A 24,632-nucleotide genomic window follows, 5' to 3' on the forward strand; every position below is an offset into this window, starting at 1 on the left:
CGCGGCTCCCTGGCCGCCGCGCAGACGTGAACCGCACCACGACCCCGGAGACGCCGTGCCGCGCCTGAGCCACACCTTCGACATCACCGCAGTGGACAGGGAGGTGGTCGAGCGCATCGTCGCCGCCCTGCACGAGGTCGCGCGCAGCTGCCGTTTCGACGGCCGGGGCTGGCTGCTGGCCCCCGACGCGCCGACCCGGGCCCGCCTGGACCGGCGGGCCGACGAACTCGGGCTGCTCGACGGCGAGGAGGCCGAGCGGTTGCGCGAGGAGCAGCGCCGCGCCGCCGAGGAGCTGCGCGGGGGCGGCGCCGACACACCGGCCGAGGCCGACGAGCTGGCCGTGGCCGCCAGCGAACCCTCCCTCCAGCTGCAGCGGGGGCGCCACCTCGCCCCCCGCAGCCACTACCTCATCGCCGAACTGTCCCCCGAGGGCGTCCCCGTGGACCCCGCCGACGACGAGGAGAAGGGCTGGAGCGGCACGGGCGTGACCCTCACCTCCTGGGACGAGGCGGGCACCACCTCGGCCGAGTTCGCGATGCCCGACACCGTCGGCACGCAGGAGGCCCCCGTGACGTGGGGGACCGTCACCCACGACGCCCCCGCCGGGCTGCTCACCTGGAACGCGCGGGTGCGGCTGCCCGGACGCGGCGCCTGGCTGCGGTCGGCCGAGGGCACCCTGGAGGTGGACACGGGCGCCTGGTACGAGGCCCTCGCGCGGGGCCGGGACACCCCTCCCGCCCGGGTGCGGGCCACCCACTCCCTGGCCCGGGTCAGCGCCTGGCTGTCCCCTTCGGTCTCCGCCGACGGCCGCTGGGCGGTGGAGGCCGTGCTCGACGTGCGCGGCCGGGGCGTGTTCCGCCCGGTGGTGGCGGCGGCCTTCTGGGCGGTCACCGCCTCCTTCCGCAGGGAGGACCGGCGCACGGCCCGTCAGGGAGGCGGCGAGCCGACCACGCGGGAGCGCCTGGACCAGACCGCCCGCGCCTGGGACCGCGTCGCCCGCAACGCGCCCCGAATCCCGGAGCTGCTGCGCGAGGTGGCCCGGGCCATGGCCGAGGCGCCCGCCAGAGACTGACTCCCCGCCCTCCCCCGGCGCTCCCGGCCCCGGCCCGCTGGTCAGTCCCGCTCGGCGCCCCACCCGGTCAGGGAGCGCACCCGCAGCTCGGTGAAGCGCGCGGTGTCGCGCTCCGGCGAGAGCAGGCTGCCCACGACCGCGCACGCGAAGCCGAACGGCACCGCCAGCAGCGCCGGGTTCTCCATCGGGAAGAGCTGGATGTCGATCCAGGCGGGCAGCACCGACAGGTTCTCCCCCGTGACGGGGTCGGTCCTGCCCGACATCACCGGCGACAGCAGCATGAGCAGCAGGGTGGCGGACAGCCCGCCGTAGACGCCCCACTCCACGCCCCTGGTGTTGAAGCGGCGCCAGAACATGGTGAGCACGATGACCGGCAGGTTGGCCGCGGCCGCGATGGCGAAGGCCAGCCCCACCAGGAAGGCCACGTTCATGTCCTGGGCCCGCACGGCCAGCACGATGGCCACGGCGCCGACCAGGCAGGCGGAGAGGCGCGCCACACCCACCTCCTGCGACTCCCGGGGCCTGCCCCACATGAGGATGTGGCCGAACAGGTCGTGCGCGATCGAGGAGGACGAGGCCAGGGTGAGACTGGCGATGACTGCGAGGATGGTGGCCAGCGCGACCGCGGAGATCAGCGCGAGCAGCACGGCCGCGCCCGCCGGACCGGCGGTCAGCCGCCCCACCTCCTCGGCGAGCATCGGCACCGCGGTGTTGCCCGAGGGGTCCGCGGCCGCGATGCGCTCGGAGCCGACCAGCGCCGCGGCGCCGAAGCCCAGGGCCAGCGTCATGAGGTAGAAGGCCCCGACCATGACGATCGTGCGGTTGACCGACGAGCGCGCCGCCCGACCGTCGGGCACGGTGTAGAAGCGGACGAGGATGTGCGGCAGCGCGACCGTGCCCAGCACCAGGGCCAGCCCGAGGCTGATGAGGTCGAGTTTGTTGAACAGGGTCCGGGCGGGGTCGCCGGAGATCTCCACCCCGAAGCGCAGCCCCGGTTCGAGGAAGGCCTGCCCGTGCCCGCTGGCCTCGGCGGCCCCGTCGAGCAGGGCGCGCGGGTCGAAGGCGAACAGGGCCAGCACCAGGGCGGTGAGCAGTCCGGTGGCGGCCAGCAGCGCGACCGCCTTGATGATCTGGAGCCAGGTGGCCGCCTTCATGCCGCCGTACATGACGTAGACGATCATGAGCACGCCCACGAGCACGATCACGCCCGTGCGGGCCTGCTCGGCGCCCATCCCCAGGAAGGTCCCGCCGTCGTGCAGGCCCAGCAGGACCGCGACCAGGGCTCCGGCGCCGACCATCTGCGCGACCAGGTAGAACACGCACACGGTGACGGTGGAGACGGTGCAGGCCAGGCGCACCCGCATCCGGCGCATGCGGAAGGCGGGCAGGTCGGCCATGGTGAAGCGACCGGTGTTGCGCACCAGCTGGGCCATCGGCAGCACCAGCAGCCAGGCGACCAGGAAGCCGATGGAGTACAGGAAGCCGTCGTAGCCCTGGAGGGAGATCATCCCGGCGATGCCCAGGAAGGAGGCCGCGGACAGGTAGTCGCCGGTCAGGGCGAGCCCGTTCTGGGTGCTGGAGAAGCCGCGCCCGCCCGCGTAGAAGTCGACCGCGCCGCGGGTGGTGCGCCCGGCGCGGAAGGTGACGGCGAGGGTGACCAGGACGAACAGGGCGCACAGGCCCACCGTCCAGGCGTGCGCGACGCCGAACTCGCCCCCCAGCGCGCCGCCCAGGGCGTCCAGGGGGTCGGCGGCCACGGACGGCCCGGTGGACGCGGACAGTGCTTCGGCGGCGGGCGTTTCGGTGACCGCTGCCACTCCTGCGGCCACCGCGGCGGTGCCGTTCCCCGTGACGGCACCGCCCGCGGCCGCTGCGGCGGCGCTCATCGGCCCGCCGCCGTCCCGTCGGCGGCCTCCCCGCCGCGGGCCTCCTCGCGGATCTCCTGCGTGAGGGGGTCGATGGAGCACTCGGAGAAACGGCCGAACGCCCAGGCGAGGGCGAACACCCACAGGAACTGTCCGATTCCCATGGCCAGTGCCACGTTCACCGAATCCGTGAGCGGCCTGCTCATGAAATCGCGCGCGTAGGCGGAGAGCAGAAGATAGGACAGGTAACCGAGCAGGAATGCCGATACCAGCAGCCCCGACTGGAGCGCGAACCGCCTTCGGAGTTTCACGAAACGCGGATCGACCGACACGCGTTCGCAGGTACGCGTGCGTTCGGCCCTCGCGCGCCGCCGCTCCGCCGCGGACGCGGTTCCCCCCGGTCGCGGCGCCTGCCCCCGGACACCGACACGCCCTCTGTGGACACCCTCCATGTACTCGACCACGGCCCTCCCCCTGCTCCCTCTCTCCGGACGCCGCTCCCCCACGGCGTCCGCCGTTCCCCGTGTACGCGACGCGGGCGCCGCCACGGGTCCGCCCGGAGGGAACGGCCGAACACGGCGCTTTCCCCCGGATGGGGCAATACCCTAGCGATGCGCCCGGCGCCGTGTTCGCCAAACGCACAAATCGGTTTCCGGCAATGGCGCGAAAGCGTTTCGAGAAACGGACAAAGAGCTGGAAGACAAACACGCGGTGCCATAACGTCCGCCCCGCCGCGGCCTCCGCTCCGCCGCGCGCACGGCGGAGGGCACGCCCGCGGACGCCGCGCCCGCCCGCGCGGACCCCCTGGTCACCCCGGGCACGCCCGCCGGACACGGGCGCACGCGCCCCCGAATCTTCGCTAGGCTTCGGGGCGACCCCGAACCCGTGACGGCACATCCGGCGTGCAGCCGGCTTGCGCTTTCGTACAGGTGTATGATTAATGGGTCCGCTCTGTTCACGCGATACCGAAGGGAAATCCCCGCCGTGGTCACCGAGGTCTTCACGCTCAAGTACTGCGATCCCCACGCCGTCAGCGAGGAGAAGGTCGAGGCGACTGAGGTCATCCAGTTCGCCTGGGAGGGTGTCGTCCGCGAGGTCGACGCGTGCGCCGACTGCTTCAAGGAGCACGAGGCCCGTCTGGAGCCCCTCGTCGACTACTCGCGTCCGGTGAAGAAGCGCCGCGTCACCAAGAAGGCCGCGTCCTCCTCCTCCGCGCCCGCCGAGGGCTCCGACGACTCCGCGGACGACGAGTCGAACTAGCCAGCGTCCCCGGGCGCGGGTCCGCGCCCTCGGGAACGGCCTCATCGCGTCAACCGCGAGCGGGGGCCGACGACACCCCCCAGTGATCGTCGGCCCCCGCGTTCTGTGTGCGGCCCCGGGAGGGAGCCGCGTGCCCGGTCCCGGCCCGTGGGCCGCCCCGGCACGCCCCGGGTTCACCGCGGACTTCCTCGAAGGGAGCGTGGGCCGGTGCCCCACCGCCGCGGAACGACGCTGTACCGCGGCGGCGGACACGCACCGACGTGCATCCAGGTTCGGCGCCGCGGGTTTCGGGCAGGTTAGCCGTTCGTTGAGTTCGCAAAGACGTTGGATGACCCGCTCGTCACACCGTGCACTTCACTCTCAGGGGCGGCCCGAGACCAGCTCCCCGTCCTTCCAGACCGCCGCGACCTGGGGGACCCCCGGCCGGTAGGCGAGGTAGAGGTGGTTGGGCGCGTCCAGCAGCACCAGGTCGGCGCGCGCGCCGGGGGCCAGGTGGCCGACGTCGGTGCGGCGCAGCGCCCGCGCCCCTCCCGCGGTGGCCGCCCACACCGCCTCGTCGGGGGTCATGCCCATGTCGCGGACGGCGACCGCGACGCAGAAGGCCAGGCTGGAGGTGAAGCACGAACCCGGGTTGCAGTCGCTGGCCAGGGCGACCATGGCCCCGGCGTCGATGAGCGCGCGGGCGTCCGGGTAGGGCTGGCGGGTGGAGAAGTCCACCCCGGGCAGCAGGGTGGCGACCGTGGGCTCGGGGCGCGCGGCCGCCTGGACCAGGGCGTCCACGTCCCCGGGCTCCAGGTGGGTGCAGTGGTCGACCGAGGCGGCGCCCAGTTCGACCGCCAGGCGCACGCCCGGCCCCGGCCCGAGCTGGTTGCCGTGCACGCGGGGCAGCAGCCCGCGCTCCATCCCGGCGGTCAGGACCCGGCGGGAGGCGTCCTCGTCGAAGGCACCGCGCTCGCAGAAGACGTCGATCCACCGGGCGTGCGGCGCGCAGGCGTCCAGCATGGGGCCCGTGACCAGGTCGACGTAGCCCCGGGGATCGTCGGCGTACTCGGGGGCGACCACGTGCGCGCCCAGGAAGGTGACCTCGTCGGTGACGCGGGCGGCCGCGGCCAGGCAGCGTTCCTCGTCGGCGACGGTGAGCCCGTACCCGGACTTGACCTCCAGGGTGGTGGTGCCCTGGTCACGGGCTTCGCGGAGCAGGCGCCGGGCGCCCGCGAGCAGGTCGGCGTCGGAGGCCTCGCGCGTGGCGGCCACGGTGGTGCGGATGCCGCCCGCCGAGTAGGGCCGACCGCTCATCCGGGCGGCGAACTCGCGGCTGCGGTCGCCCGCGAAGACGATGTGGGAGTGGCTGTCGACGAACCCGGGGATGACGCAGCGCCCGGCGGCGTCGATCCGCGCGTCGGCGGCGGGCGCCTGGGCGCGCGGGCCCGACCAGGCCACCCGGCCGTCCTCGACGACCAGGGCGGCGTCGGTGACCTCCCCCACGGCGCCTCTGCCGCGGGAGGGGTCGTTGGTGACGAGGGTGGCGATGCCGTCGATGACGATGCTGCGGGGCACGTCGCTCACGTGAGGACCTCCTTGATGACGGTGTCGAGTTCGCGCGCGGTGTCGGGGACCAGAGTGTGGACGCCGTCGCGGACGGTCCAGCGCCCGTCGGCCATCACGTGCCGCACGTCGGCGGCGGTGGCGGCGAAGACGACGGCGTCGGCGGCCCGGGCGGGGTCGGCCCCGGCCAGGCGGGTCCCGTCCAGGGGGACGTTGACCAGGTCGGCCCGCGCCCCCGGGGCCAGGACACCGGCGTCGGGCGCCTCCCGCTGGGGTTCCTGTGGTCGGCCTCCGCGAAGTACAGGATCTTCGGAACCGCCCGGGGTCGCTGAACCGGACATCATGGAGGGGACGACGGCCCCGAGTTCGCGGGTCCAGCCGAGGCTGGCGTGTCCGTGCGCGGTGGCGGCGCGCAGCAGCGCCCCGGCGCCCAGGGTGCCCCGGCGGTGGGTGCGCAGGCGCTCGTGGAGTTCGACCGCCCGGGCCTCCTCGAACACGTCCGTCATCACGTGCTGGTCGGTGCCCAGGCTGAGCGGGGCGGGCAGCAGGTCGCCGGTGCGCGGCAGGCCGTCGGCCAGGTCGCGTTCGGTCGTGGGACACAGGCACACCGTGGACCCGGCCGCGCGGACGGCCGCCACGTCGGCGTCGTCCAGGTGGGTGGCGTGCACCAGGCTCGTGCGCGCGGTGAGCGCGCCCGCGTCGGCGAGCACCGCCGTGGGGGTGCGGCCGTAGGCGGCCAGACAGGCGGCGTTCTCGGCGGGCTGCTCGGAGACGTGGACGTGCAGCACGGCGTCGCGCCTGGCGGCGAACGCGGCGACCCCGGACAGCTGCGCGGCGGGGACGGCGCGCACCGAGTGGGCGGCCGCTCCCGTGCGCGCGTGCCCGCTCCCGGGGCGGAACGCGGCGGCGCGCTCGGCCCACCCGTCCGCGTCCCCGTCGCCGAAGCGCAACTGGGGGCCGGTGAGCGGCTGGTGGACGCCGTTCCCGTCCAGCCCGCCGGACAGGTAGCACACGTCCAACAGGGTGATCCGGATCCCCGCGTCGGCCGCGGCGGCGGCCAGGGCGTGGCCCATGGCGTTGGGGTCGGCGTAACGGACCCCGCCGGGTGCGTGGTGCAGGTAGTGGAACTCGCCCACGCAGGTGATCCCGGCCAGGGCCATCTCGGCGTAGACCGCCCGGGCGAGGCGGTGATAGGTGTCGGGGTCCAGCCGCTGCGCCACGCGGTACATCGTCTCGCGCCAGGTCCAGAAGGAGCCGCCACCGGCGTGGGTGCGCCCCCGCAGCGCCCGGTGGAAGGCGTGCGAGTGGGCGTTGGCGAGCCCGGGCAGGGTGAGGCCGGTGAGGGTCTTGGCGTCCCCGGGGCGCGGCGTCGCGGCCGTCACCGAGGTGATCCGGCCGTCGGCCACCTCCACGAGCACGCCGTGCTCGGGGGCGCCGTCCTCGGCGCCGGTCCACGCCCACTCGCACCACAGGCGGTGGTCGCGCGGCGGCCTCACCGCTCCCCTTCCCGGACGGGGCGGGCGAGCAGGTCCTGGAGCACGTCGGCCAGGGCGAGCACCCCGGCGTGGCAGTCCTCGGGGCGGACCCACTCCTCGGGTGAGTGCGACACCCCGGTCGGGTTGCGCACGTACAGCATCGCGGTGGGCACGTGCGCGGCGAGCACCCCGGCGTCGTGCCCGGCCCCGGTCGGCAGCACCGGGACCCGGGGGTCGGGGGCGCGGTCGGCGACCACCGCGGCCAGGCGGTCGCGCAGGCCGTGCGCGAACGACACCAGCGGGGTCAGCGACTCGTTGGCGGTCGCGCAGTCCACCCCGTGCTCGCGCGAGGCCCGCTCGGCGGCCCCGCGCACCCCGGCCACGACCGCGCCGAGCGCGGCCTCGTCGGCGGCGCGGGCGTCCAGCCAGGCGCTGACCCGGGACGGGATCGCGTTCGTGCCGTTGGGGTCGACCAGGGCCCTGGCCACGGTGGCGCGGGCGTCGTGCTCCTCGGCCAGCGCGCGGGCCGCCAGGATCGTGTGCGCGAAGGGAAGCATGGGGTCGCTGCGGTCGTCCAGGCGGGTGGTGCCCGCGTGGTCGGCGCGGCCGGTGAAGTCCATCCGCCAGCGTCCGTGCGGCCAGATCGCGCTTGCCACGCCCACCGGGTGGGCGGTCTGCTCCAGGGCGCGGCCCTGCTCCACGTGCAGTTCCACGAACACGTCCAGGTCCGCCAGGGCCCCGGGGTCGGCGCCGATCGCGTCGGGGTCGTGCCCGGCGGCCTCCATGGCCCGGGCCCAGGTGGTCCCGGAGGCGTCGGTGAGGCCGCGCGCCCGCTCGGGGGAGATCTCCCCGGCCGTCAGGCGGCTGCCCAGGCAGGGGACGCCGAACCGGCCGCCCTCCTCCTCGGCGAACACCGTGACGGCCAGCGGGCGGGCCGGGGCCAGTCCGCGCTCGCGCAGCACGTCCACGGCGGCCAGGGCGCTGGCCACGCCGAGGGGCCCGTCGAAGGCCCCGCCGTCGGGGACCGAGTCCAGGTGGGAGCCGGTGGCCACCGCGCCCGGGCCGGGCTCGCCCCACCAGGCCCACAGGTTGCCGTTGCGGTCGGTGCGCACGTCCAGGTTCCGGGCTGCGGCGGCCTCGGTGAACCAGGCGCGGGCGTCGGCGTCGGCGCCGTTCCAGGCGTGGCGGCGGTAGCCGCCGCTGCCCGGGTCGCGGCCCACGGATACCAGGTCGGCCCAAAGGAGGTCGAAGGCCCCGGGGTCGGGGTCGGGGTCGGGGTCGGGGTCGGTGGAATGGTCGCTCACAGGGCGTTTCCCCACGTCGGAACGGATGGTCGTGCGCGCGGCCGGGGCGCCCTCGGCGGGCGCCCCGGCGCGGTTCAGTCCCCTTCGCGCATCGGAACGCGGATGCCGTGCTCACGGGCGACGCGCCCGGCCTCGTCGTACCCGGCGTCCACGTGGCGGATGACGCCCGTGGCGGGGTCGTTGGTGAGCACCCGTTCCAGCTTGGCGGCGGCCAGGTCGGTGCCGTCGGCGACGCTGACCTGCCCGGCGTGCAGCGAGCGGCCCATGCCCACTCCCCCGCCGTGGTGGATGGACACCCACGAGGCGCCGGAGGAGGTGTTGACCAGGGCGTTGAGCAGCGGCCAGTCGGCGATGGCGTCGGAGCCGTCCAGCATCCCCTCGGTCTCGCGGTAGGGGGAGGCCACCGAGCCGGTGTCCAGGTGGTCGCGGCCGATGGCCAGCGGCGCGCGGACCTCGCCGGAGGACACCAGTTCGTTGAAGCGCGCCCCTGCGGCGGCCCGCTCGCCCTGGCCGAGCCAGCAGATGCGGGCGGGCAGCCCCTGGAAGGCGACCCGCTCCCCCGCCATGCGGATCCACCGGGCCAGGTGCTCGTTGTCGGGGAACAGGTCCAGGACGGCCCGGTCGGTGCGGGCGATGTCGGCGGGGTCGCCCGACAGCGCCGCCCATCGGAACGGCCCCTTCCCCTCGCAGAACAGGGGCCGGATGTAGGCGGGGACGAACCCGGGGAAGTCGAAGGCGCGGGCGAAGCCGCCGCTGCGGGCCTCGTCGCGGATGGAGTTGCCGTAGTCGAAGACCTCGGCGCCCGCGTCCTGGAAGCCCACCATGGCCTCCACGTGCGCGGCCATGGACTCGCGGGCCCGGTCGGTGAACTCCTCGGGCCCGGCGGCGGCCAGGTCCCTCCAGTCCTCGAAGGCCACCCCGGCGGGCAGGTAGGCGAGGGGGTCGTGGGCGGAGGTCTGGTCGGTGACCACGTCGATCGGGGCGCCGCGCGAGAGCAGTTCGGGCAAGACCTCGGCGGCGTTGCCGAGCACCCCGACCGACAGCGGGCGGCGCTCGTCGCGCGCCCGCACGGCCAGTTCCAGGGCGTGGTCGAGGCTGTCGGCGCGCACGTCCAGGTAGCGGTGCCTGATGCGGCGTTCGATGCGTCCGGGGTCGCACTCGACCACGATCGCGACGCCGTCGTTCATGGTCACGGCCAGCGGCTGGGCGCCGCCCATGCCGCCGAGTCCGGCGGTGAGGGTGATGGTTCCGGCCAGGGTTCCGCCACTGTGCCTGCCCGAACCGCTCAGCTTGGCGGCCACGGCGGCGAAGGTCTCGTAGGTGCCCTGGAGGATGCCCTGGGTGCCGATGTAGATCCACGAACCGGCGGTCATCTGCCCGTACATGGTCAGGCCCTGCGCCTCCAGGCGGCGGAACTCGGGCCAGTTCGCCCAGTCCCCCACCAGGTTGCTGTTGGCGATGAGCACGCGGGGCGCCCACTCGTGGGTGCGCATGACGCCGACCGGACGGCCGGACTGCACGAGCAGGGTCTCGTCGCCCTCCAGGTCGCGCAGGGCGGCGGTGATGCGGTCGAAGCTGCGCCAGTCGCGCGCCGCCCTGCCCGTGCCGCCGTAGACCACCAGCTCCTCGGGGCGTTCGGCGACCTCGGGGTCGAGGTTGTTGTGGAACATGCGCAGGGCGGCCTCCTGCTGCCACCCCTTCGCGGACAGGGTGGTGCCGCGCGCGGCACGGACGGTACGTGGACTGCTCACACGGTCTCCTCGCGGTGTTCGGGTCGGTTCAGGCCAGGGGGACGACGGACTCGGCGGCCCCGACCACGGAGCCGTCGGTGATCAGGTCGGCGACGGCGGCGATCTCGGGGGCCAGGTGGCGGTCGGGGCCGGGGCCGGAGACCCTCTCCCGTACGGTGCGCAGCACGGCGCCGGTGGCGGGGCCGGGCTCCAGCGGCGAGCGCAGGTCCAGGGCGCGGGCGGCGGTGAGCAGCTCCACCGCGAGCACGCTGGTCAGCCCGTCCACGGCGCGGCGCAGCTTGCGGGCGGCCGACCAGCCCATGGACACGTGGTCCTCCTGCATGGCCGAACTGGGGATGGAGTCGACGCTGGCGGGCACGGCCAGGCGCTTGAGTTCGGAGACGACGGCCGCCTGCGTGTACTGGGCGATCATGTGCCCGGAGTCCACGCCGGGGTCGTCGGCCAGGAAGGCGGGCAGACCGTGCGAGCGGGACACGTCGAGCATGCGGTCGGTGCGCCGCTCGGCGATGGAGGCGGTGTCGGCGACGGCGATGGCCAGGAAGTCGAGCACGTAGGCCACGGGTGCGCCGTGGAAGTTGCCGTTGGACTCCACCCGCCCGTCGTCCAGGACCACGGGGTTGTCGATGACGCTGTCGAGTTCGCGCTCGGCCACCAGCAGCGCGTGGGCCAGGGTGTCGCGGGCGGCGCCGGCCACCTGCGGCGCGCAGCGCAGCGAGTAGGCGTCCTGGACCCGGCTGCAGTCGGGTCCGCGGTGGGAGGCGACGATGGGCGAGGAGTCGAGCAGGGCGCGCAGGTTGGCCGCGGAGGCGGCCTGGCCGGGGTGGGGGCGCAGGCGCTGGAGCTCCTCGGCGAAGACGCGGTCGGTGCCCAGCAGCGCCTCGACGCTCATGGCGGCGGTGATGTCGGCGACCTTGAGCAGGCGCTCCAGGTCCATGCAGGCCAGCACGAGCATGCCGAGCATGCCGTCGGTGCCGTTGATCAGCGCCAGGCCCTCCTTGGCGCCCAGTTCGACCGGCCGGATCCCGGCCCCGTGCAGGGCGGTGTAGGCGGACACGTCCCGCCCGGCGGCGTCGCGGACCCGGCCCTCGCCCATCAGGGCCAGCGCCACGTGCGACAGGGGCGCCAGGTCCCCTGAGCAGCCCAGGCTGCCGTACTCGTGCACGACCGGGGTGATGCGGGCGTTGAGCAGCGCTGCGAGGGTCTCGGCGGTGGCGACCTCCACGCCGGTGTTGCCCGAGGCCAGGGTGCGCAGGCGCAGCAGCATGAGGGCGCGCACGACCTCGTCCTCCACCTCGGGCCCGGTCCCGGCGGCGTGCGAGCGGATGAGTGAGCGCTGGAGGCGGGCCCGCAGGTCGGGGGCGATGTGGCGGGTGGCGAGAGCGCCGAAGCCGGTGCTGACCCCGTAGGCGGGCACCTCGCCGCGGGCGAGCGACTCGACCCGTTCGCGGCCGTGGTGGAGGGCCTTGCGGGCCTGCTCGGACAGGGTGACACGGGCGCCGTGGCGGGCCACGTCGAGGATCTGGGCCGGGGTGAGCGGCGCATCGCCGACGACGACGGAAGGAACTGCTGTGGACATGCTCCCCATTTGACCCCCCGCGTGCCCCTTGGCGAAGGGCTGACACGAGGGTTCCGTCTGGGATATCAGACAGCATGCCCCTGTCCTCCGAACCCTCCGTCTGGTTAACGGATGACCCGCACTTCACACCGCAGCCCCGGAGCGGAAACCAGCCGGACATCCCCTGTCACAAGGGCACAGTCCAACGCCTCCGCCACAGCAACGTAAGCCGCGTCATACGCGGTGAGGTTGGAACGGAGTTCCCAGATCCTGTCCGCCACACCTCCGACGGGCTCCACGTGCGCGATGGCCTGCAAGCTGTAGAGCTTGCGTGCTGCTTCGGCGTCACTGACCGACACCTTCTTCCCGAGCACGAGTCCTCGCAGGGCGTTGAGGAACTCCACCCGTTGGTGGTTGGGGGCGTACCACTCGCTGTCAGCACCCAGAACACGCCGCGCCATGGCCGTGGAACGCCCCGGCGCTCCAAGGTAGAGATCGATCAGGACGGACGTGTCGACAACGATCACACGGCACCGCTCTCACCATGGGCGTCCAACGCCTCGTCTCCACGAGCGGCTCGTACCGCCATGACGATCTCGTCCATGCTCAGGTTGGCCCCTGGCAAAGGGGTCTGCTCGACGATCTCCCGGTTACGGACGAAACGCGCCTCGCGCTCCAGCAGGGTCAGCAGATAGGCCTGGAGCGACTTGCCCGACCGCTTGGCCTCAACGGTCAGAATCTCTCTGACCTCGTCCGGAACATCCTTGACCTGAATAGCTCCCATGGAGCCATAGTAGCGCCAAAACCAACTCGATGAGCGAAGAAATATCGCTTCTTTGGCGCCAGGCAGTCGTCTTGTTGGAGTTTTCCGGTCAACACGTCATGCGAGACAATCAGAGCATGAGCCTCGTTCCGGCGGCCACCCGCGCGCTGCGGCTGCTGCGCTTCCTGGCGACCCGCCCCGGGCCGGTGTCGGCCTCGGCGATCGCCGCCGAGCTGGACATGCCCCGTTCCAGCGTGTACCAGCTGCTGGAGGCCATGGCGCGGGAGGGCTTCGTGACCCACCTGCCCGAGGAGCGCCGCTGGGGCCTGGGCGTGGCGGCCTTCGAGATCGGCTCGGCCTACCTGCGCCACGACGGCGTCGAACGCCTGGCCCGTCCGCTGCTGCACCAGCTCACCGAGGCCACCGGCGCCACCGCGCACCTGGGCGTTCTGCACGGGGCCGACACCCTGTACCTGCTCAAGGAGCAGCCGCCGCACGCCCCGTCGCTGATCACCGGGGTGGGGGTGCGCCTGCCCGCGCACCTGACCGCGTCGGGGCGGGCCATGCTGGCCCGGCTGCCGCGCGCCCAGGTGCGCGCCCTGTACCCGGACGCGGCGGCCTTCACCACCCGCACCGGCCGGGGCCCGGCCTCGCCCGGCGAGCTGCGCCGGGTGTTGGCCGAGGAGCGGCGCCAGGGCTGGTCCATCGAGGATGGGCAGGTCACCGAGGGCTTCGTGTCGGTGGCCGCGGCCGCCTGCGACCACAACGGCCGCCCCGCCGCGGCGATCAGCCTGACGGTGCCCAGCGCACGGCCGGTCACCCCGCAGGCGCTGGCCGGGCGGGTCCGCGACGCGGCGGCCGACCTGACCCGGCGCCTGGACGGCCGCGCCTCACCGTAGCGGCGGGGTCCGCTCCACGACCGAGGGCAGCGGGGCCGTGCGCTCCACCATCCGCAGGATCTTCTCCTTGAGGTCGGCGGGCACCTGCACGTAGAACTGCGTCGGCGCGTCCACCGCCTCCAGGTCCAGGCTCTCGGCGGTCTCGGCCCAGCCGGGCAGCTCGGCGTCGGTGCGGTGGGTGTCCAGCACGAACTCGATGAAGTAGGTGAGCCGGCGTCCGCCGGTGTGCACCTCGCGGATGCGCCGGATCTCCGTCCAGGCGATGAACGTGCCCTCGCCGGGGAACCACCACTTGCGCTCCTGCAGGACCGTGACGCCGTCGCTGTCGGCGCTGATGCCCTGCCGGGTGATGCGCTGGGGCAGACCCCGCAGCACGAACACGCTGCTCCCCGGGCCGACGAAGAGCATGACCAGGCCCGCGAAGGCCCACAGCGTCACCGAGCCGACGGTGGTCTCCTGCCGCAGCACGTGCCAGAGCATCGACCCCAGCACCAACACGAACCCCGCGGTGAGGGCGGCGGAGAAGTAGGCCACGGCCATCCACATGCGCGTGTTGGGACCGCGCAGGCTGACGTACCTGCGCAGGTGGGAGACGCTCTCGGGCGTCCGGGTCAGGTCTGAGGGAACACCTCGGGGGGCGGCGGGGGCGTCCGCGGGTTCGGGGGAGGCCATACCCACCATTGTCCCCACTCCGGCGGGTGCTCCGTGCGCCGGACACCGCGCGGCCGCGGGGATGATGGGCCAAAGCACGGGTGGACGCGGCCTGGGAGCGCTAGAGTCCGGTCCATGAGGCCGAACACGAGCGAGTACGACACCGAGCTGAGGCTGAACGGCGAGGTGATCGTCCTGGAGGGGGTGTCCTACCAGGGGCGCACCGTGCTTCCGGAGGGGCCGGACAGGTTCGCCTGCCTGGAGCGCTGGGCCAAGGGGGTGGCCGAGACCCTGGGGGAACCGGTCACCTGGCGCGCCGAGGAGAACGGGCGGCTGGCCGGGCGCGGGACGGTCCAGCCCGGTCCCGGGGCTCAGAACCGCCGGGCGCTCTGAGCTCCGCACTTGGCGCACTGGAACTTGCGGTCGTCGCCGAGTATCCAGTCGTGGTCCCCGCCGGTGGGGCACGTAGACATCGACACCATCTCCTCACAGGGGCTGTCGGGGTGCGTGCCGATCACTCTATTTCCCAAGAACCACATCAGTCCCGTGAATGAGAAGTTCGCCCTCGTATTCACGTATGGACGGGACATCGTCCCCGGTCACCGGGCACGGACACACGCGTGGGGCCCGCCGCGGTCGCGACGGGCCCCACCGAAAGCCTGTGGGGGAGGGAGCGGCTAGTTCTGCCTGGCCCTCATGTGGGCCTCGACGGCGGCGCGGTCGGCGCGCAGCTTGGCAAGGGCCTCGTCGAGGATGAGCTTGCCCTCCTCCTCGCTGCGGCGCTCCTTCACGTACGCCAGGTGGGTCTTGTACGGCTCGGTGCGCGGCGGCGACGGGGGGTTCGCCTTGTCCTTGCCCGCGGGGAAGCCGCAGCGCGGGCAGTCCCACTCGTCGGGGACCAGTGCCTCGCTCGCGAAGCTGGGCACGACCTCGTGCAGGTTCGCGCAGTAGAACGGAACCCGGACGCGCGGGGCGGCCTCGCCCCGCTCGGCCTCGCCCATGGGACCGGCTCCGACACGGCTGCCACGAATGGCACTGCCACTACCCACGAAAAACTCCTTCGGCGAACTCGCTCACCGGTTCTCGGGCGAGCTTGACGGTGGACGGGGTGTGCCCGCGGGTCGCGGGCTACATGCCCCGGTTGATCAGCAGGCCGAGGATGACGATGGCGATGATCCACACGACCCCGATCGCGATGGTCATCCGGTCGAGGTTGCGCTCGACCACCGACGATCCGCCGAGCGAGGACGTGACGCCACCGCCGAACATGTCGGAGAGACCGCCGCCCTTGCCCTTGTGCATGAGCACCAGGAGGACCAGCAGCACGCTGAGAAGCATCACGAGGATGGACAGACCGAGGATCACACGCTCACCCGTAGCTCGACCCCGAAGCGGGGGGTTATGGACCGACCCCGTTTCCCGTGCGCACCAGCGGTGACACCGGACCGGCGCGGACACCCGGGAAGCAGGGGACCGGGGACAATTTCGGATTTTACCGTGCCCTTGGCAGCACGGGCGGGGAAACCGCGAGGCACGGAGAACCCCACAGCGAAGTCTAGCCCGACCCGGCGACCTGTCGGGCACCCCGCCCGTCACCATCGGGCATCGAAGCGTGACGGGCGGGGGTTCGCGCGGCGGCTAGTTCTCGCCGAAGCGGATGATCTTCACGAACTCGTCGGCCTTGAGGCAGGCGCCGCCGACCAGGGCCCCGTCCACGTCGTCCTTGGCCATGATGCCGGGGGCGTTGTCGCCCTTGACCGAACCGCCGTAGAGGACGCGCACCGCGCCCGCGACCTCGGGCGAGTACAGCTCCGCCAGGCGCGCGCGGACGGCCGAGCACACCTCCTGGGCGTCCTCGGGGGTGGCGACCTCGCCGGTGCCGATGGCCCACACGGGCTCGTAGGCCACCACGATCCTCTCGGCCTGCTCGGCCGGGACCTCCTTGAGGGCGCCGTCCAGCTGGGCCAGGACGTGCTCGACCTGCTGGCCCGCCTTGCGGACCTCCAGGCCCTCGCCCACGCACAGGATCGGGACGATGCCGTTGGCGAACGCCGCCTTGACCTTGGTGTTGACCAGGGCGTCGTCCTCGCGGTGGTACTCGCGGCGCTCGGAGTGGCCCACCAGGACGTAGGAGCAGTCCAGCTTGGCCAGCATGGACCCGGAGATCTCGCCGGTGTAGGCGCCCTTCTCGTGCGCGGAGACGTCCTGGGCGCCGTAGACGATCTTGAGCTTGTCGCCGTCGACCAGGGTCTGGACGCTGCGCAGGTCGGTGAACGGCGGCAGGACGACGACCTCGGCGTTGTCGTAGTCCTTGTCGTTGAGCGCGAACGCCAGCTTCTGGACGAGCGCGATCGCCTCCAGGTGGTTGTTGTTCATCTTCCAGTTGCCCGCGATGAGCGGCAGGCGCTGGGACATGTCGGCACTTCCTTACGCAGTGGACTGATGATGTGTTCGGGCGCCGCCGGGGTTCTGGAGGTGGCGGAGGTGGGACCGCGAGGAACGAGCCGTCACACCGAAGGCACCGAAGGTTCCCGGCTTCCGGGCGCCTGAACAGGGGGCGAAGCGGAGCGGAGCCCCAAGGGGGCACGGGCTTAGTTCAGGGCGTCGATACCGGGCAGGTCCTTGCCCTCCAGGTACTCCAGGCTGGCGCCGCCACCGGTGGAGATGTGGCCGAAGGCCGCCTCGTCGAAGCCCAGCGCGCGCACGGCCGCGGCGGAGTCGCCGCCGCCGACCACGGTGAAGGCGTCGGAGTCGACCAGGGCCCGGGCCAGCGCGCGGGTGCCCCCGGCGTAGGGCTCCATCTCGAACACGCCCATCGGGCCGTTCCAGAACACGGTCCGGGCGTCGGCCAGCTTCCGCGCGAAGAGCTCCTGGCTGCGGGGGCCGATGTCCAGGCCCATCCGGTCGGCCGGGATCGACTCGACGCCGACCGCGTCGTGCGCGGCGTCGGCGGAGAACTTCTCGGCGGCCACCACGTCCACCGGCAGGACGATCTCCACGCCCTCGCGCTCGGCGCGCTCCAGGTAGCCCTTGACGGTGTCGATCTGGTCGGCCTCCAGCAGGCTGGAGCCGACCTCGTGGCCCTGGGCCTTGAGGAAGGTGAAGACCATGCCGCCGCCGATGAGCAGGCGGTCGGCGGTCCCCAGCAGGTTGTCGATGACGCCGAGCTTGTCGGAGACCTTGGAGCCGCCCAGGACCACGACGTAGGGCCGCTGGGGGTCGCCGGTGAGCCTGCGCAGCACCTCGACCTCGTTGAGCACCAGGCCGCCGACGGCGTGCGGCAGCCTGCCGGGCAGGTCGTAGACGCTGGCGTGCTTGCGGTGCACGGCGCCGAAGGCGTCGCCCACGTACAGGTCGGCGAGCCGGGCGAAGCGGTCGGCGAGCTCCCCGCGCTCGGCGTCGTCCTTGCTGGTCTCCCCCGGCTCGAAGCGCACGTTCTCCAGCAGGGCGACCTGGCCGTCGGTGAGGGCCTCGGAGGTGGCGCGGGCCGACTCCCCGGCGGTGTCGGAGGCGAAGGCCACCTCGGTGCCGAGCAGTTCGCCCAGGCGTGCGGCGACCGGGCGCAGCGAGTAGCGGGGGTCCGGGGCGCCCTTGGGACGGCCCAGGTGGGCGGCGACGATGACGCGGGCGCCGCGCTCGCGCAGCGCGGAGATGGTGGGCACGGCCGCGCGGATGCGCCCGTCGTCGGTGATCCGGTCGCCGTCCAGTGGCACGTTCAGGTCGGCCCGGACGAACACGCGCCTGCCGGAGACGTCGAGGTCGTCGATCGTCCGCATGCTGGGTCTCCTCTTGGAATGTGGGATGTGGCGGTCCCGGGCGGTGGGGCCGGGAGGTGCGCGCACGACGGCACCCCTCCGCGCGCACTGCGGGCGAAGGGGTGCCGTCTCACGCGCCGGTGGCCATAGGGGCCGTGGACGCTACAGGCCGGAGCCGACCAGCTTGGCCAGGTCGACCAGGCGGTTGGAGTAGCCCCACTCGTTGTCGTACCAGCCGACGATCTTGACCTGGTTGCCGAAGGCCATGGTCAGCTTGGAGTCGAAGGTGCACGAGGGCGAGGTGCCGACGATGTCGGAGGAGACGATCTCGTCCTCGGTGTAGACGAGCACGTCCTTGAGCGGGCCCTCGGCGGCGGCCTTGAACGCGGCGTTGACCTCGTCCTTGGTGACCTCGCGCTCCAGGGTGACGACCAGGTCGGTCACGGAGCCGTCGGGCACGGGGACGCGCATGGCCATGCCGTCCAGCTTGCCCTGGAGCTCGGGGATGACCAGCGCGGTGGCCTTGGCGGCACCGGTGGTGGTCGGGATGATGTTCTGCGCGGCCGCGCGGGCGCGACGCAGGTCCTTGTGCGGGAAGTCCAGGATGACCTGGTCGTTGGTGTAGGCGTGGACCGTGGTCATCAGGCCCTGCTTGACGCCGAAGTTGTCCAGGAGGACCTTGGCCATCGGCGCGACGCAGTTGGTGGTGCAGGAGGCGTTGGAGATGACGTGGTGGTTGGCCGCGTCGTACTTGTCGTCGTTGACGCCCATGACGACGGTGATGTCCTCGCCCTTGGCCGGGGCGGAGATGATGACCTTCTTGGCGCCGGCCTCGATGTGCTTCTTGGCGTCCTCGGCCTTGGTGAAGATGCCGGTGGACTCGACCACCACGTCCACGTTCAGGTCCGACCAGGGCAGCTGGGCCGGGTCGCGCTGGGCCAGGACCTTGATGGTCTTGTCGCCCACGCGGATGAAGTCGTCGCCGACCTCGACGTCGCCCTCCAGGGTGCCGAGCACGGTGTCGTACTTGAGCAGGTGCGCGAGCGTCTTGGTGTCGGTGAGGTCGTTGACCGCGACGATTTCGATGTCGCTGCCACCAGCGGCGACCGCGCGCCAGAAATTGCGGCCGATCCTGCCGAAGCCGTTGACGCCTACACGGATGGTCACGGAACCAATCTCCTCATATATCGCACATCATTTCCACCCGGGCATCAGCCCCCGCCCCGAACGCCGTGTTCCGGGGTCAACCGGTCGACCGCCATGAGCAGGTTCAACGCACACAGGGTGTTCACCACGAGCCTAGCGGAGCACCGGCGAAGAGCCGCTGCTGGGCCACGGCCGAGCCTGCGGGCCCGGTGGATTCGCGACCATCCTGGCACTGCGAGCCGGAGAGGTCTATACCATTTTCCGAAGTTATCCCGGAGTTTTCGCAGTTAACAAAGCCGAACATCGGTGTTACGGCGCAAGCGCCCGGGGACCGCGGCGGGCTCCGGGTCAGGGCACCAGCATGTCCGGGGTCAGGTTGGCCTCGGTGCCCTCGATGCCCAGGTCGCTCGCGCGCTTGTCGGCCATCGCCAGCAGCCTGCGGATACGCCCGGCGATGGCGTCCTTGGTCAGCGGCGGGACGGACAGCTGCCCCAGCTCCTCCAGGGAGGCCTGCTTGTGCGCCAGGCGCAGCTGGCCCGCGGCCACCAGGTGCTTGGGCGCGTCCTCGCCCAGGATCTCCAGGGCCCGCTCCACGCGCGCGCCCGCCGCCACCGCCGCCCGCGCGCTGCGCCGCAGGTTCGCGTCGTCGAAGTTGGCCAGCCGGTTGGCGGTGGCGCGCACCTCCCGGCGCATCCGCCGCTCCTCCCACGCCAGCACGCTCTGGTGGGCGCCCAGCAGGGTCAGCAGCGCACCGATGGAGTCGCCGTCGCGGACCACCACCCGGTCCACGCCGCGCACCTCGCGCGCCTTGGCGTGCACCTTGAGCCGGCGCGCGGAGCCCACCAGCGCCAGCGCGGCCTCCGGCCCGGGGCAGGTCACCTCCAGCGACATCGACCGGCCCGGCTCGGTCAGGGAGCCGTGCGCGATGAACGCGCCCCGCCAGGCCGACTCGGCGTCGCAGGCCCCGCCGGCCACCACGTGCCGGGGCAGGCCGCGCACCGGGCGGCCGTTGTTGTCCACCAGCCCCGTCTGCCGGGCCAGCGACTCGCCGTCCTTGATCACCCGGACCACGTACCGGTTGCCCTTGCGCAGGCCGCTCGGGGACAGCACGACCACCTCGGACTCGTGCCCGAAGACCTCGGAGATGTCCTTGCGCAGGCGGCGCGCGGCCGCGCCCGTGTCGAGCTCGGCCTCGATCACGATGCGCCCGCCCACCAGGTGCAGGCCCCCGGTGAACCGCAGGATGGTGGACACCTCGGCCTTGCGGCAGCATGGCTTGAGAATGGTCAGCCGGCTCAACTCATCCTTCACCACGCCGGTCATCGCCATCGCTGAGGTCCTCCCCGTCACACAACCCGACCCGGCGCCACGCGCTCGGCACCGGGGATGCGCCGCCGCGGCCCTGCCACGAGCGGCTTACTCCGTGGCAGACTACGTGACCGGGCGCTGGCTGCCGACCCCCGCACGGCGTGTTGCCCATCCGCCGACCAGCGGCGCCGCGCACCCTGGGGGCCTTCGTTCCGGTGTGCGGCCAATTGCCCCCGACCTGCGGGGACCGCGGACCGCCACCGGCCCCTCAGCCCTCCAGGATCCTCTCGAAGGCCGCCGCGAGCCGGTCGGGGTCGTGGCGCGGTGTGCCGTCGTCGCGGGACAGCTCCTCGAGCTCCAGACGCCCGCCCAACTCGCCAACCACCCGCACCAGGGGCTCGGGCTCCTCCACGGTCCCCCGGTCGGCGAGCACCACGTCCACCCCCAGCTTGGGCGCGTGCTCGCGCAGCACCTCCAGGTAGGTCTCGGGGCGGAAGCCGTCGGTCTCGCCCAGCTGCGGGGACAGGTTCAGCGCCACCATGCGCTTGGCGCGGGTGGTGACCAGGGCGTGCGCCAGGTCCGGGACCAGCAGGTGGGGCAGCACGCTGGTGAACCACGACCCGGGGCCGAACACCACCCAGTCGGCCTCGCGCACCGCCTTGACCGCCTGCGGGCTGGCGGGCGGGTCCTCGGGGATCAGTGAGATGGAGCGCACCTTGCCGCTGGTGCTGGCGCACGCCACCTGGCCGCGCACCGTGGTCAGCTCCTCGGGCCGCGCCGGGTCGATCCCCGACACCTCGGCGGCGATGTCCAGCGGCACCGACGACATCGGCAGCACCCTGCCGTGCGCGCCCAGCAGCTGGCCCACCCAGTCCAGGCCCGCCACGGAGTCGCCGAGCAGCTCCCACAGGGCCACGATCAGCAGGTTGCCGACCGCGTGGCCGTGCAGTTCGCCCTCGGAGCGGAAGCGGTGCTGGATCACCTCGCTCCAGGTGTGGCCCCACTCGTCGTCGCCGCACAGCGCGGCCAGCGCCATGCGCAGGTCGCCGGGGGGCAGGACGCCCAGCTCCCGGCGCAGGCGGCCGCTGGAGCCGCCGTCGTCGGCGACGGTGACGACCGCCGTCACGTCGGTGGTCACCCTGCGCAGGGCCGACAGGGAGGCGTGCAGGCCGTGCCCGCCCCCCAGCGCGACCACCCGGGGCGGACGCCGCCCGTCACCGTCGGGTGCTGTGCTCTTCGCCATGGCTGTGGTCTGCCCCTCGTCCCATGTCCACCGGACGAATCGGACCGTACCACCGAGAACGGTGCACCGCGGGCAGGGCGCGTGTCGTGCGCCCGCGGGTCACTCCCGTCCGACGTCCCGGTGGACCACGTGCACGTCCACACCCTGGCCGCGCAGCCGGTCGGCGAACTGCTCGGCCATGGCCACGCTGCGGTGCTTGCCCCCGGTGCAGCCCACCGCCAGCGTCATGTAGTGCTTGCCCTCGCGCTGGTAACCGGCGATGGTCAGCTTGAGGACGTCGGAGTAGGCCTCCAGCATCTCCTTGGCCCCGTCCTGGGCCAGGACGTAGTCGCGCACCGCCTCGTCACGGCCGTTCATCGGCCGCAGCTCGGGCACCCAGTGGGGGTTGGGCAGGAAACGGCAGTCCAGCACCAGGTCCGCGTCCACCGGCAGGCCGTGCTTGAACCCGAAGGAGACCACGTTGGCGCGGGGGCGCGCCTCGTCGCTCTCCCCGAAGAAGCCGATCACCCGGGCCTTGAGCTGGTGCACGTTGAGCTGGGAGGTGTCGATGACCAGGTCGGCCTCGCCGCGCACCGCCCGCAGCGTCTCGCGCTCGCGGTCGATGCCGTCGGTCAGGCGCCCGTCGCCCTGGAGGGGGTGGGGCCTGCGCACGCCCTCGAACCGGCGGACCAGGGCGTCGTCGCCGGCCTCCAGGTAGAGCACGCGCGCGGTGATGTCGCGCTTGCGCAGCTCCTCCACCGTGGACAGCAGGTCCTCGGTGAAAGCCAGCGAGCGCACGTCCACGACCACGGCGACCCGCGGCACCGCCCCGTGCGTGCGGCCGGCCAGCTCGATCATCGTCGGCAGCAGGCCGGGCGGCAGGTTGTCCACCACGAACCAGTCCAGGTCCTCCAGGGCCCTGGCCGCCGTGCTGCGGCCCGCACCGGACATGCCGGTGACGATGACCACCTCGGGTGGCAGTTCCCCACCCAGTTCGACCGTCATACGTCTCCTCCCCCGTCAGTGATGTGCTGTGCTGGTGCCCCGTCGCCCCGCCCCTCCGTCGCGGCGGGTCCGCCGGAAAGGTGCGCGTGCACGGCCTCGGCCAGCTTGGGGCCGATCCCGGGCACCGCCGCGATCTCCTCGGCCGTGGCCGAGGCGAGCCTGCGCACCGAGCCGAACGCCTTGATCAGGGCCGTCCTGCGGGACGGCCCCAGACCGGGCAGCTCGTCCAGGCTGCTGCCGGTCAGCGCCTTGGCGCGCTTGTGCCTGTGGTACTGGATGGCGAAGCGGTGGGCCTCATCGCGCACCCGTTGGAGCAGGTAGAGCCCCTCGCCCGCGCGGGGCAGGATCACCGGGTCCTCGTCGCCGGGCAACCACACCTCCTCCAGGCGCTTGGCCAGACCGCACACCGCGACGTCCTCGATCCCGAGTTCGTCCAGGGCGCGGCGCGCCGCCTCGGCCTGGGGCCGGGCGCCGTCCACCACCACCAGGTTAGGCGGATAGGCGAACTTCCCGGGTGACGGCTCGTCGTCGCTTTGGTGACCACCGTGGTCGCCGGTCTCGCCCATACGGGCGACCTCGCCGCTGCGGGCGCTCTCCTCCAGGTAGCGGCGGAAGCGACGGTGGACGACCTCGTACATGGCCGCGACGTCGTGCTGCTCCCGGCCGCCCTCGCCGCTGCCGCGGACGGAGAAGCGGCGGTACTCGGACTTGCGGGCCAGGCCGTCCTCGAAGACGACCATGGACGCCACCACGTGCTCGCCCTGGAGGTTGGAGATGTCGAAGCACTCGATGCGCAGCGGCGCCTCGGGCAGCTCCAAAGCCTCCTGGATCTCCTGGAGGGCGCGGCCGCGGGTGCTCAGGTCACCGGCGCGGTGGGTCTTGTGCCGGGCCAGCGACTCGGCCGCGTTCTTGGCGACGGTCTCCATGAGGGACTTCTTGTCGCCGCGCTGCGGCACCCGCAGATCGACCGAGGAGCCGCGGTGCTCCGACAGCCAGGCGGCCATGGCGTCGGGGTCGGCGGGCTCGTGGGAGACCAGGACCTCGCGGGGGACGGCGGTGCCGGTTCCCCCGCTCTCGTCCTCGCCCCGGGTGGGGCCGTAGATCTGGCCGAGGAAGGTCGCGATCAGCTCGCCGGGGCCGTCGTCGGCCATCTTGTCCACCACGTAGCCGCGCTGGCCGCGGATGCGCCCGCCGCGCACGTGGAAGATCTGCACGGCCGCCTCCAACTGGTCGTCGGCCACGGCGATGACGTCGCAGTCGGTGGAGTCGGGCAGGACGACGGCCTGCTTCTCCAGGGCGGCGCGCAGGGCCTCGATGTCGTCGCGGATGCGGGCGGCCCGCTCGTACTCCATCTCCCCGGCGGCCTCGCGCATCCGCCCCTCCAGCTCGCGCAGGAACCGGCCGGTGTCGCCCGCCAGGAAGGAGCAGAAGTCCTCGGCCAGGGCCCGGTGCTCCTCGGGTGAGGCCTTGCCCACGCAGGGGGCCACGCACTTGCCGATGTAGCCGAGCAGGCAGGGGCGGCCGCTGTTGCGGGCGCCGCGGAACACCCCCGGGGAGCAGGTGCGCACGGGGAAGACCCGCAGCAGCAGGTCCACGGTCTCGCGGATGGCCCAGGCGTGGGAGTAGGGGCCGAAGTAGCGCACCCCCCTGCGCTTGGCGCCGCGCATGACCTGCACCCGGGGGAACTCCTCGTTGAGGGTGACCGCCAGGTAGGGATAGCTCTTGTCGTCGCGGTACTTGACGTTGAACCGGGGGTCGTACTGCTTGATCCAGGAGTACTCCAGCTGGAGGGCCTCCACCTCGGTGCCCACGATCGTCCAGTCGACGTCGGCGGCGGTGGAGACCATCTGCTGCGTGCGCGGGTGCAGTCCGGCGAAGTCGCGGAAGTAGGAGGAGAGCCGGGACCGCAGGTTCTTGGCCTTGCCCACGTAGATGACGCGTCCGGAGGAGTCCCGGAACCGGTACACGCCCGGGTCGGTGGGGATCGATCCGGGCGCGGGGCGCAGGTGAGGAGTCGCAGCCATGGTCCCATTGTGGTAGGTCGGGGGGACATACG

General features: G+C 73.0%; 23 protein-coding genes. 4 read left to right on the top strand and 19 right to left on the bottom strand.

Features of this window, described 5'->3' with window-relative positions:
* The first annotated feature begins 55 nt into the window (after positions 1-55).
* Positions 56-1,072, top strand: coding sequence for a hypothetical protein (locus tag PV789_RS19680; protein ID WP_274974003.1), 1,017 nt, complete (start codon positions 56-58; stop codon positions 1,070-1,072).
* A 41-nt stretch (positions 1,073-1,113) separates the two neighbouring features.
* Here PV789_RS19680 and PV789_RS19685 read toward each other — a convergent pair whose 3' ends face one another.
* Together PV789_RS19685 and PV789_RS19690 are read right to left on the bottom strand one after the other, a co-directional pair.
* Positions 1,114-2,958 carry a monocarboxylic acid transporter gene (locus tag PV789_RS19685; protein ID WP_274974004.1) on the bottom strand — a complete coding sequence of 615 codons (1,845 nt, stop codon included), beginning with the start codon at positions 2,956-2,958 and terminating at the stop codon, positions 1,114-1,116.
* Positions 2,955-3,401 carry a DUF485 domain-containing protein gene (locus PV789_RS19690; RefSeq protein WP_274974005.1) on the bottom strand — a complete coding sequence of 149 codons (447 nt, stop codon included), beginning with the start codon at positions 3,399-3,401 and terminating at the stop codon, positions 2,955-2,957. Before PV789_RS19690 ends, PV789_RS19685 begins: the two co-directional genes overlap by 4 nt.
* Before the next feature lie 520 nt (positions 3,402-3,921).
* Between PV789_RS19690 and PV789_RS19695 the strand changes: the two genes are divergently transcribed.
* On the top strand, positions 3,922-4,197 hold the full coding sequence (locus PV789_RS19695) for an Lsr2 family protein (protein ID WP_013154013.1): 276 nt from the start codon (positions 3,922-3,924) through the stop codon (positions 4,195-4,197).
* Between the two features lie 360 nt (positions 4,198-4,557).
* Here PV789_RS19695 and hutI read toward each other — a convergent pair whose 3' ends face one another.
* The 7 genes from hutI to PV789_RS19730 all read right to left on the bottom strand — a co-directional run bounded on the left by hutI (position 4,558) and on the right by PV789_RS19730 (position 12,611).
* The gene (hutI, locus tag PV789_RS19700; protein ID WP_274974006.1) at positions 4,558-5,763 is read right to left on the bottom strand and encodes an imidazolonepropionase; all 1,206 of its coding nucleotides are present in this window, start codon (positions 5,761-5,763) and stop codon (positions 4,558-4,560) included.
* Positions 5,760-7,238 (bottom strand): formimidoylglutamate deiminase, encoded by a 1,479-nt coding sequence (locus PV789_RS19705; RefSeq protein WP_274974007.1) that lies wholly within the window; start codon positions 7,236-7,238, stop codon positions 5,760-5,762. Before PV789_RS19705 ends, hutI begins: the two co-directional genes overlap by 4 nt.
* Positions 7,235-8,521, bottom strand: a complete 1,287-nt coding sequence (locus PV789_RS19710) for an allantoate amidohydrolase (protein ID WP_274974008.1) — start codon at positions 8,519-8,521, stop codon at positions 7,235-7,237. Before PV789_RS19710 ends, PV789_RS19705 begins: the two co-directional genes overlap by 4 nt.
* 74 nt (positions 8,522-8,595) lie before the next feature.
* On the bottom strand, positions 8,596-10,272 hold the full coding sequence (gene hutU / locus PV789_RS19715; protein ID WP_274974009.1) for a urocanate hydratase: 1,677 nt from the start codon (positions 10,270-10,272) through the stop codon (positions 8,596-8,598).
* A gap of 28 nt (positions 10,273-10,300) precedes the next feature.
* Positions 10,301-11,848 carry a histidine ammonia-lyase gene (hutH, locus tag PV789_RS19720; RefSeq protein WP_274974010.1) on the bottom strand — a complete coding sequence of 516 codons (1,548 nt, stop codon included), beginning with the start codon at positions 11,846-11,848 and terminating at the stop codon, positions 10,301-10,303.
* Positions 11,849-11,952: 104 nt separating this feature from the next.
* On the bottom strand, positions 11,953-12,354 hold the full coding sequence (locus PV789_RS19725) for a type II toxin-antitoxin system VapC family toxin (RefSeq protein WP_061080346.1): 402 nt from the start codon (positions 12,352-12,354) through the stop codon (positions 11,953-11,955).
* Positions 12,351-12,611 (bottom strand): FitA-like ribbon-helix-helix domain-containing protein, encoded by a 261-nt coding sequence (locus PV789_RS19730; protein WP_061080367.1) that lies wholly within the window; start codon positions 12,609-12,611, stop codon positions 12,351-12,353. Before PV789_RS19730 ends, PV789_RS19725 begins: the two co-directional genes overlap by 4 nt.
* A gap of 116 nt (positions 12,612-12,727) precedes the next feature.
* Here PV789_RS19730 and PV789_RS19735 point away from each other — a divergent pair, with 116 nt between their 5' ends.
* Positions 12,728-13,489, top strand: coding sequence for an IclR family transcriptional regulator (locus PV789_RS19735; protein ID WP_274974011.1), 762 nt, complete (start codon positions 12,728-12,730; stop codon positions 13,487-13,489).
* Here the strand turns inward: PV789_RS19735 and PV789_RS19740 are convergent.
* Positions 13,481-14,161, bottom strand: coding sequence for a hypothetical protein (locus PV789_RS19740; RefSeq protein WP_274974012.1), 681 nt, complete (start codon positions 14,159-14,161; stop codon positions 13,481-13,483). The genes PV789_RS19735 and PV789_RS19740 overlap by 9 nt on opposite strands.
* Before the next feature lie 114 nt (positions 14,162-14,275).
* Between PV789_RS19740 and PV789_RS19745 the strand changes: the two genes are divergently transcribed.
* A complete protein-coding gene (locus PV789_RS19745; protein WP_212643607.1) occupies positions 14,276-14,533 on the top strand; it encodes a hypothetical protein in 258 nt (85 codons plus the stop codon).
* Positions 14,534-14,817: 284 nt separating this feature from the next.
* Here PV789_RS19745 and PV789_RS19750 read toward each other — a convergent pair whose 3' ends face one another.
* The 9 genes from PV789_RS19750 to uvrC form a co-directional block, all read right to left on the bottom strand.
* The gene (locus PV789_RS19750; RefSeq protein WP_013154023.1) at positions 14,818-15,189 is read right to left on the bottom strand and encodes an RNA polymerase-binding protein RbpA; all 372 of its coding nucleotides are present in this window, start codon (positions 15,187-15,189) and stop codon (positions 14,818-14,820) included.
* Positions 15,190-15,268: 79 nt separating this feature from the next.
* The gene (secG, locus tag PV789_RS19755) at positions 15,269-15,505 is read right to left on the bottom strand and encodes a preprotein translocase subunit SecG (protein ID WP_013154024.1); all 237 of its coding nucleotides are present in this window, start codon (positions 15,503-15,505) and stop codon (positions 15,269-15,271) included.
* Between the two features lie 273 nt (positions 15,506-15,778).
* A complete protein-coding gene (gene tpiA / locus PV789_RS19760; RefSeq protein ID WP_274974013.1) occupies positions 15,779-16,555 on the bottom strand; it encodes a triose-phosphate isomerase in 777 nt (258 codons plus the stop codon).
* Between the two features lie 176 nt (positions 16,556-16,731).
* Complete coding sequence (locus PV789_RS19765) at positions 16,732-17,916, bottom strand: phosphoglycerate kinase (protein ID WP_274974014.1); 1,185 nt, start codon at positions 17,914-17,916, stop codon at positions 16,732-16,734.
* 141 nt (positions 17,917-18,057) lie between these two features.
* On the bottom strand, positions 18,058-19,062 hold the full coding sequence (gene gap / locus PV789_RS19770) for a type I glyceraldehyde-3-phosphate dehydrogenase (protein WP_013154027.1): 1,005 nt from the start codon (positions 19,060-19,062) through the stop codon (positions 18,058-18,060).
* A 327-nt stretch (positions 19,063-19,389) separates the two neighbouring features.
* A complete protein-coding gene (gene whiA / locus PV789_RS19775) occupies positions 19,390-20,370 on the bottom strand; it encodes a DNA-binding protein WhiA (RefSeq protein ID WP_017567643.1) in 981 nt (326 codons plus the stop codon).
* Positions 20,371-20,617: 247 nt separating this feature from the next.
* Entirely contained in the window at positions 20,618-21,592 is a 975-nt protein-coding gene (locus PV789_RS19780) for a gluconeogenesis factor YvcK family protein (protein WP_274974015.1), read from the bottom strand.
* A gap of 99 nt (positions 21,593-21,691) precedes the next feature.
* Complete coding sequence (rapZ, locus tag PV789_RS19785; RefSeq protein ID WP_047871627.1) at positions 21,692-22,576, bottom strand: RNase adapter RapZ; 885 nt, start codon at positions 22,574-22,576, stop codon at positions 21,692-21,694.
* Positions 22,573-24,600 (bottom strand): excinuclease ABC subunit UvrC, encoded by a 2,028-nt coding sequence (uvrC, locus tag PV789_RS19790; protein WP_274974016.1) that lies wholly within the window; start codon positions 24,598-24,600, stop codon positions 22,573-22,575. The genes rapZ and uvrC overlap by 4 nt, the downstream gene beginning before the upstream one ends.
* Positions 24,601-24,632: the final 32 nt, after the last annotated feature.

Origin of the sequence: Nocardiopsis camelliae (assembly GCF_028993595.1) — a bacterium.
Lineage (GTDB): Bacteria > Actinomycetota > Actinomycetes > Streptosporangiales > Streptosporangiaceae > Nocardiopsis > Nocardiopsis dassonvillei.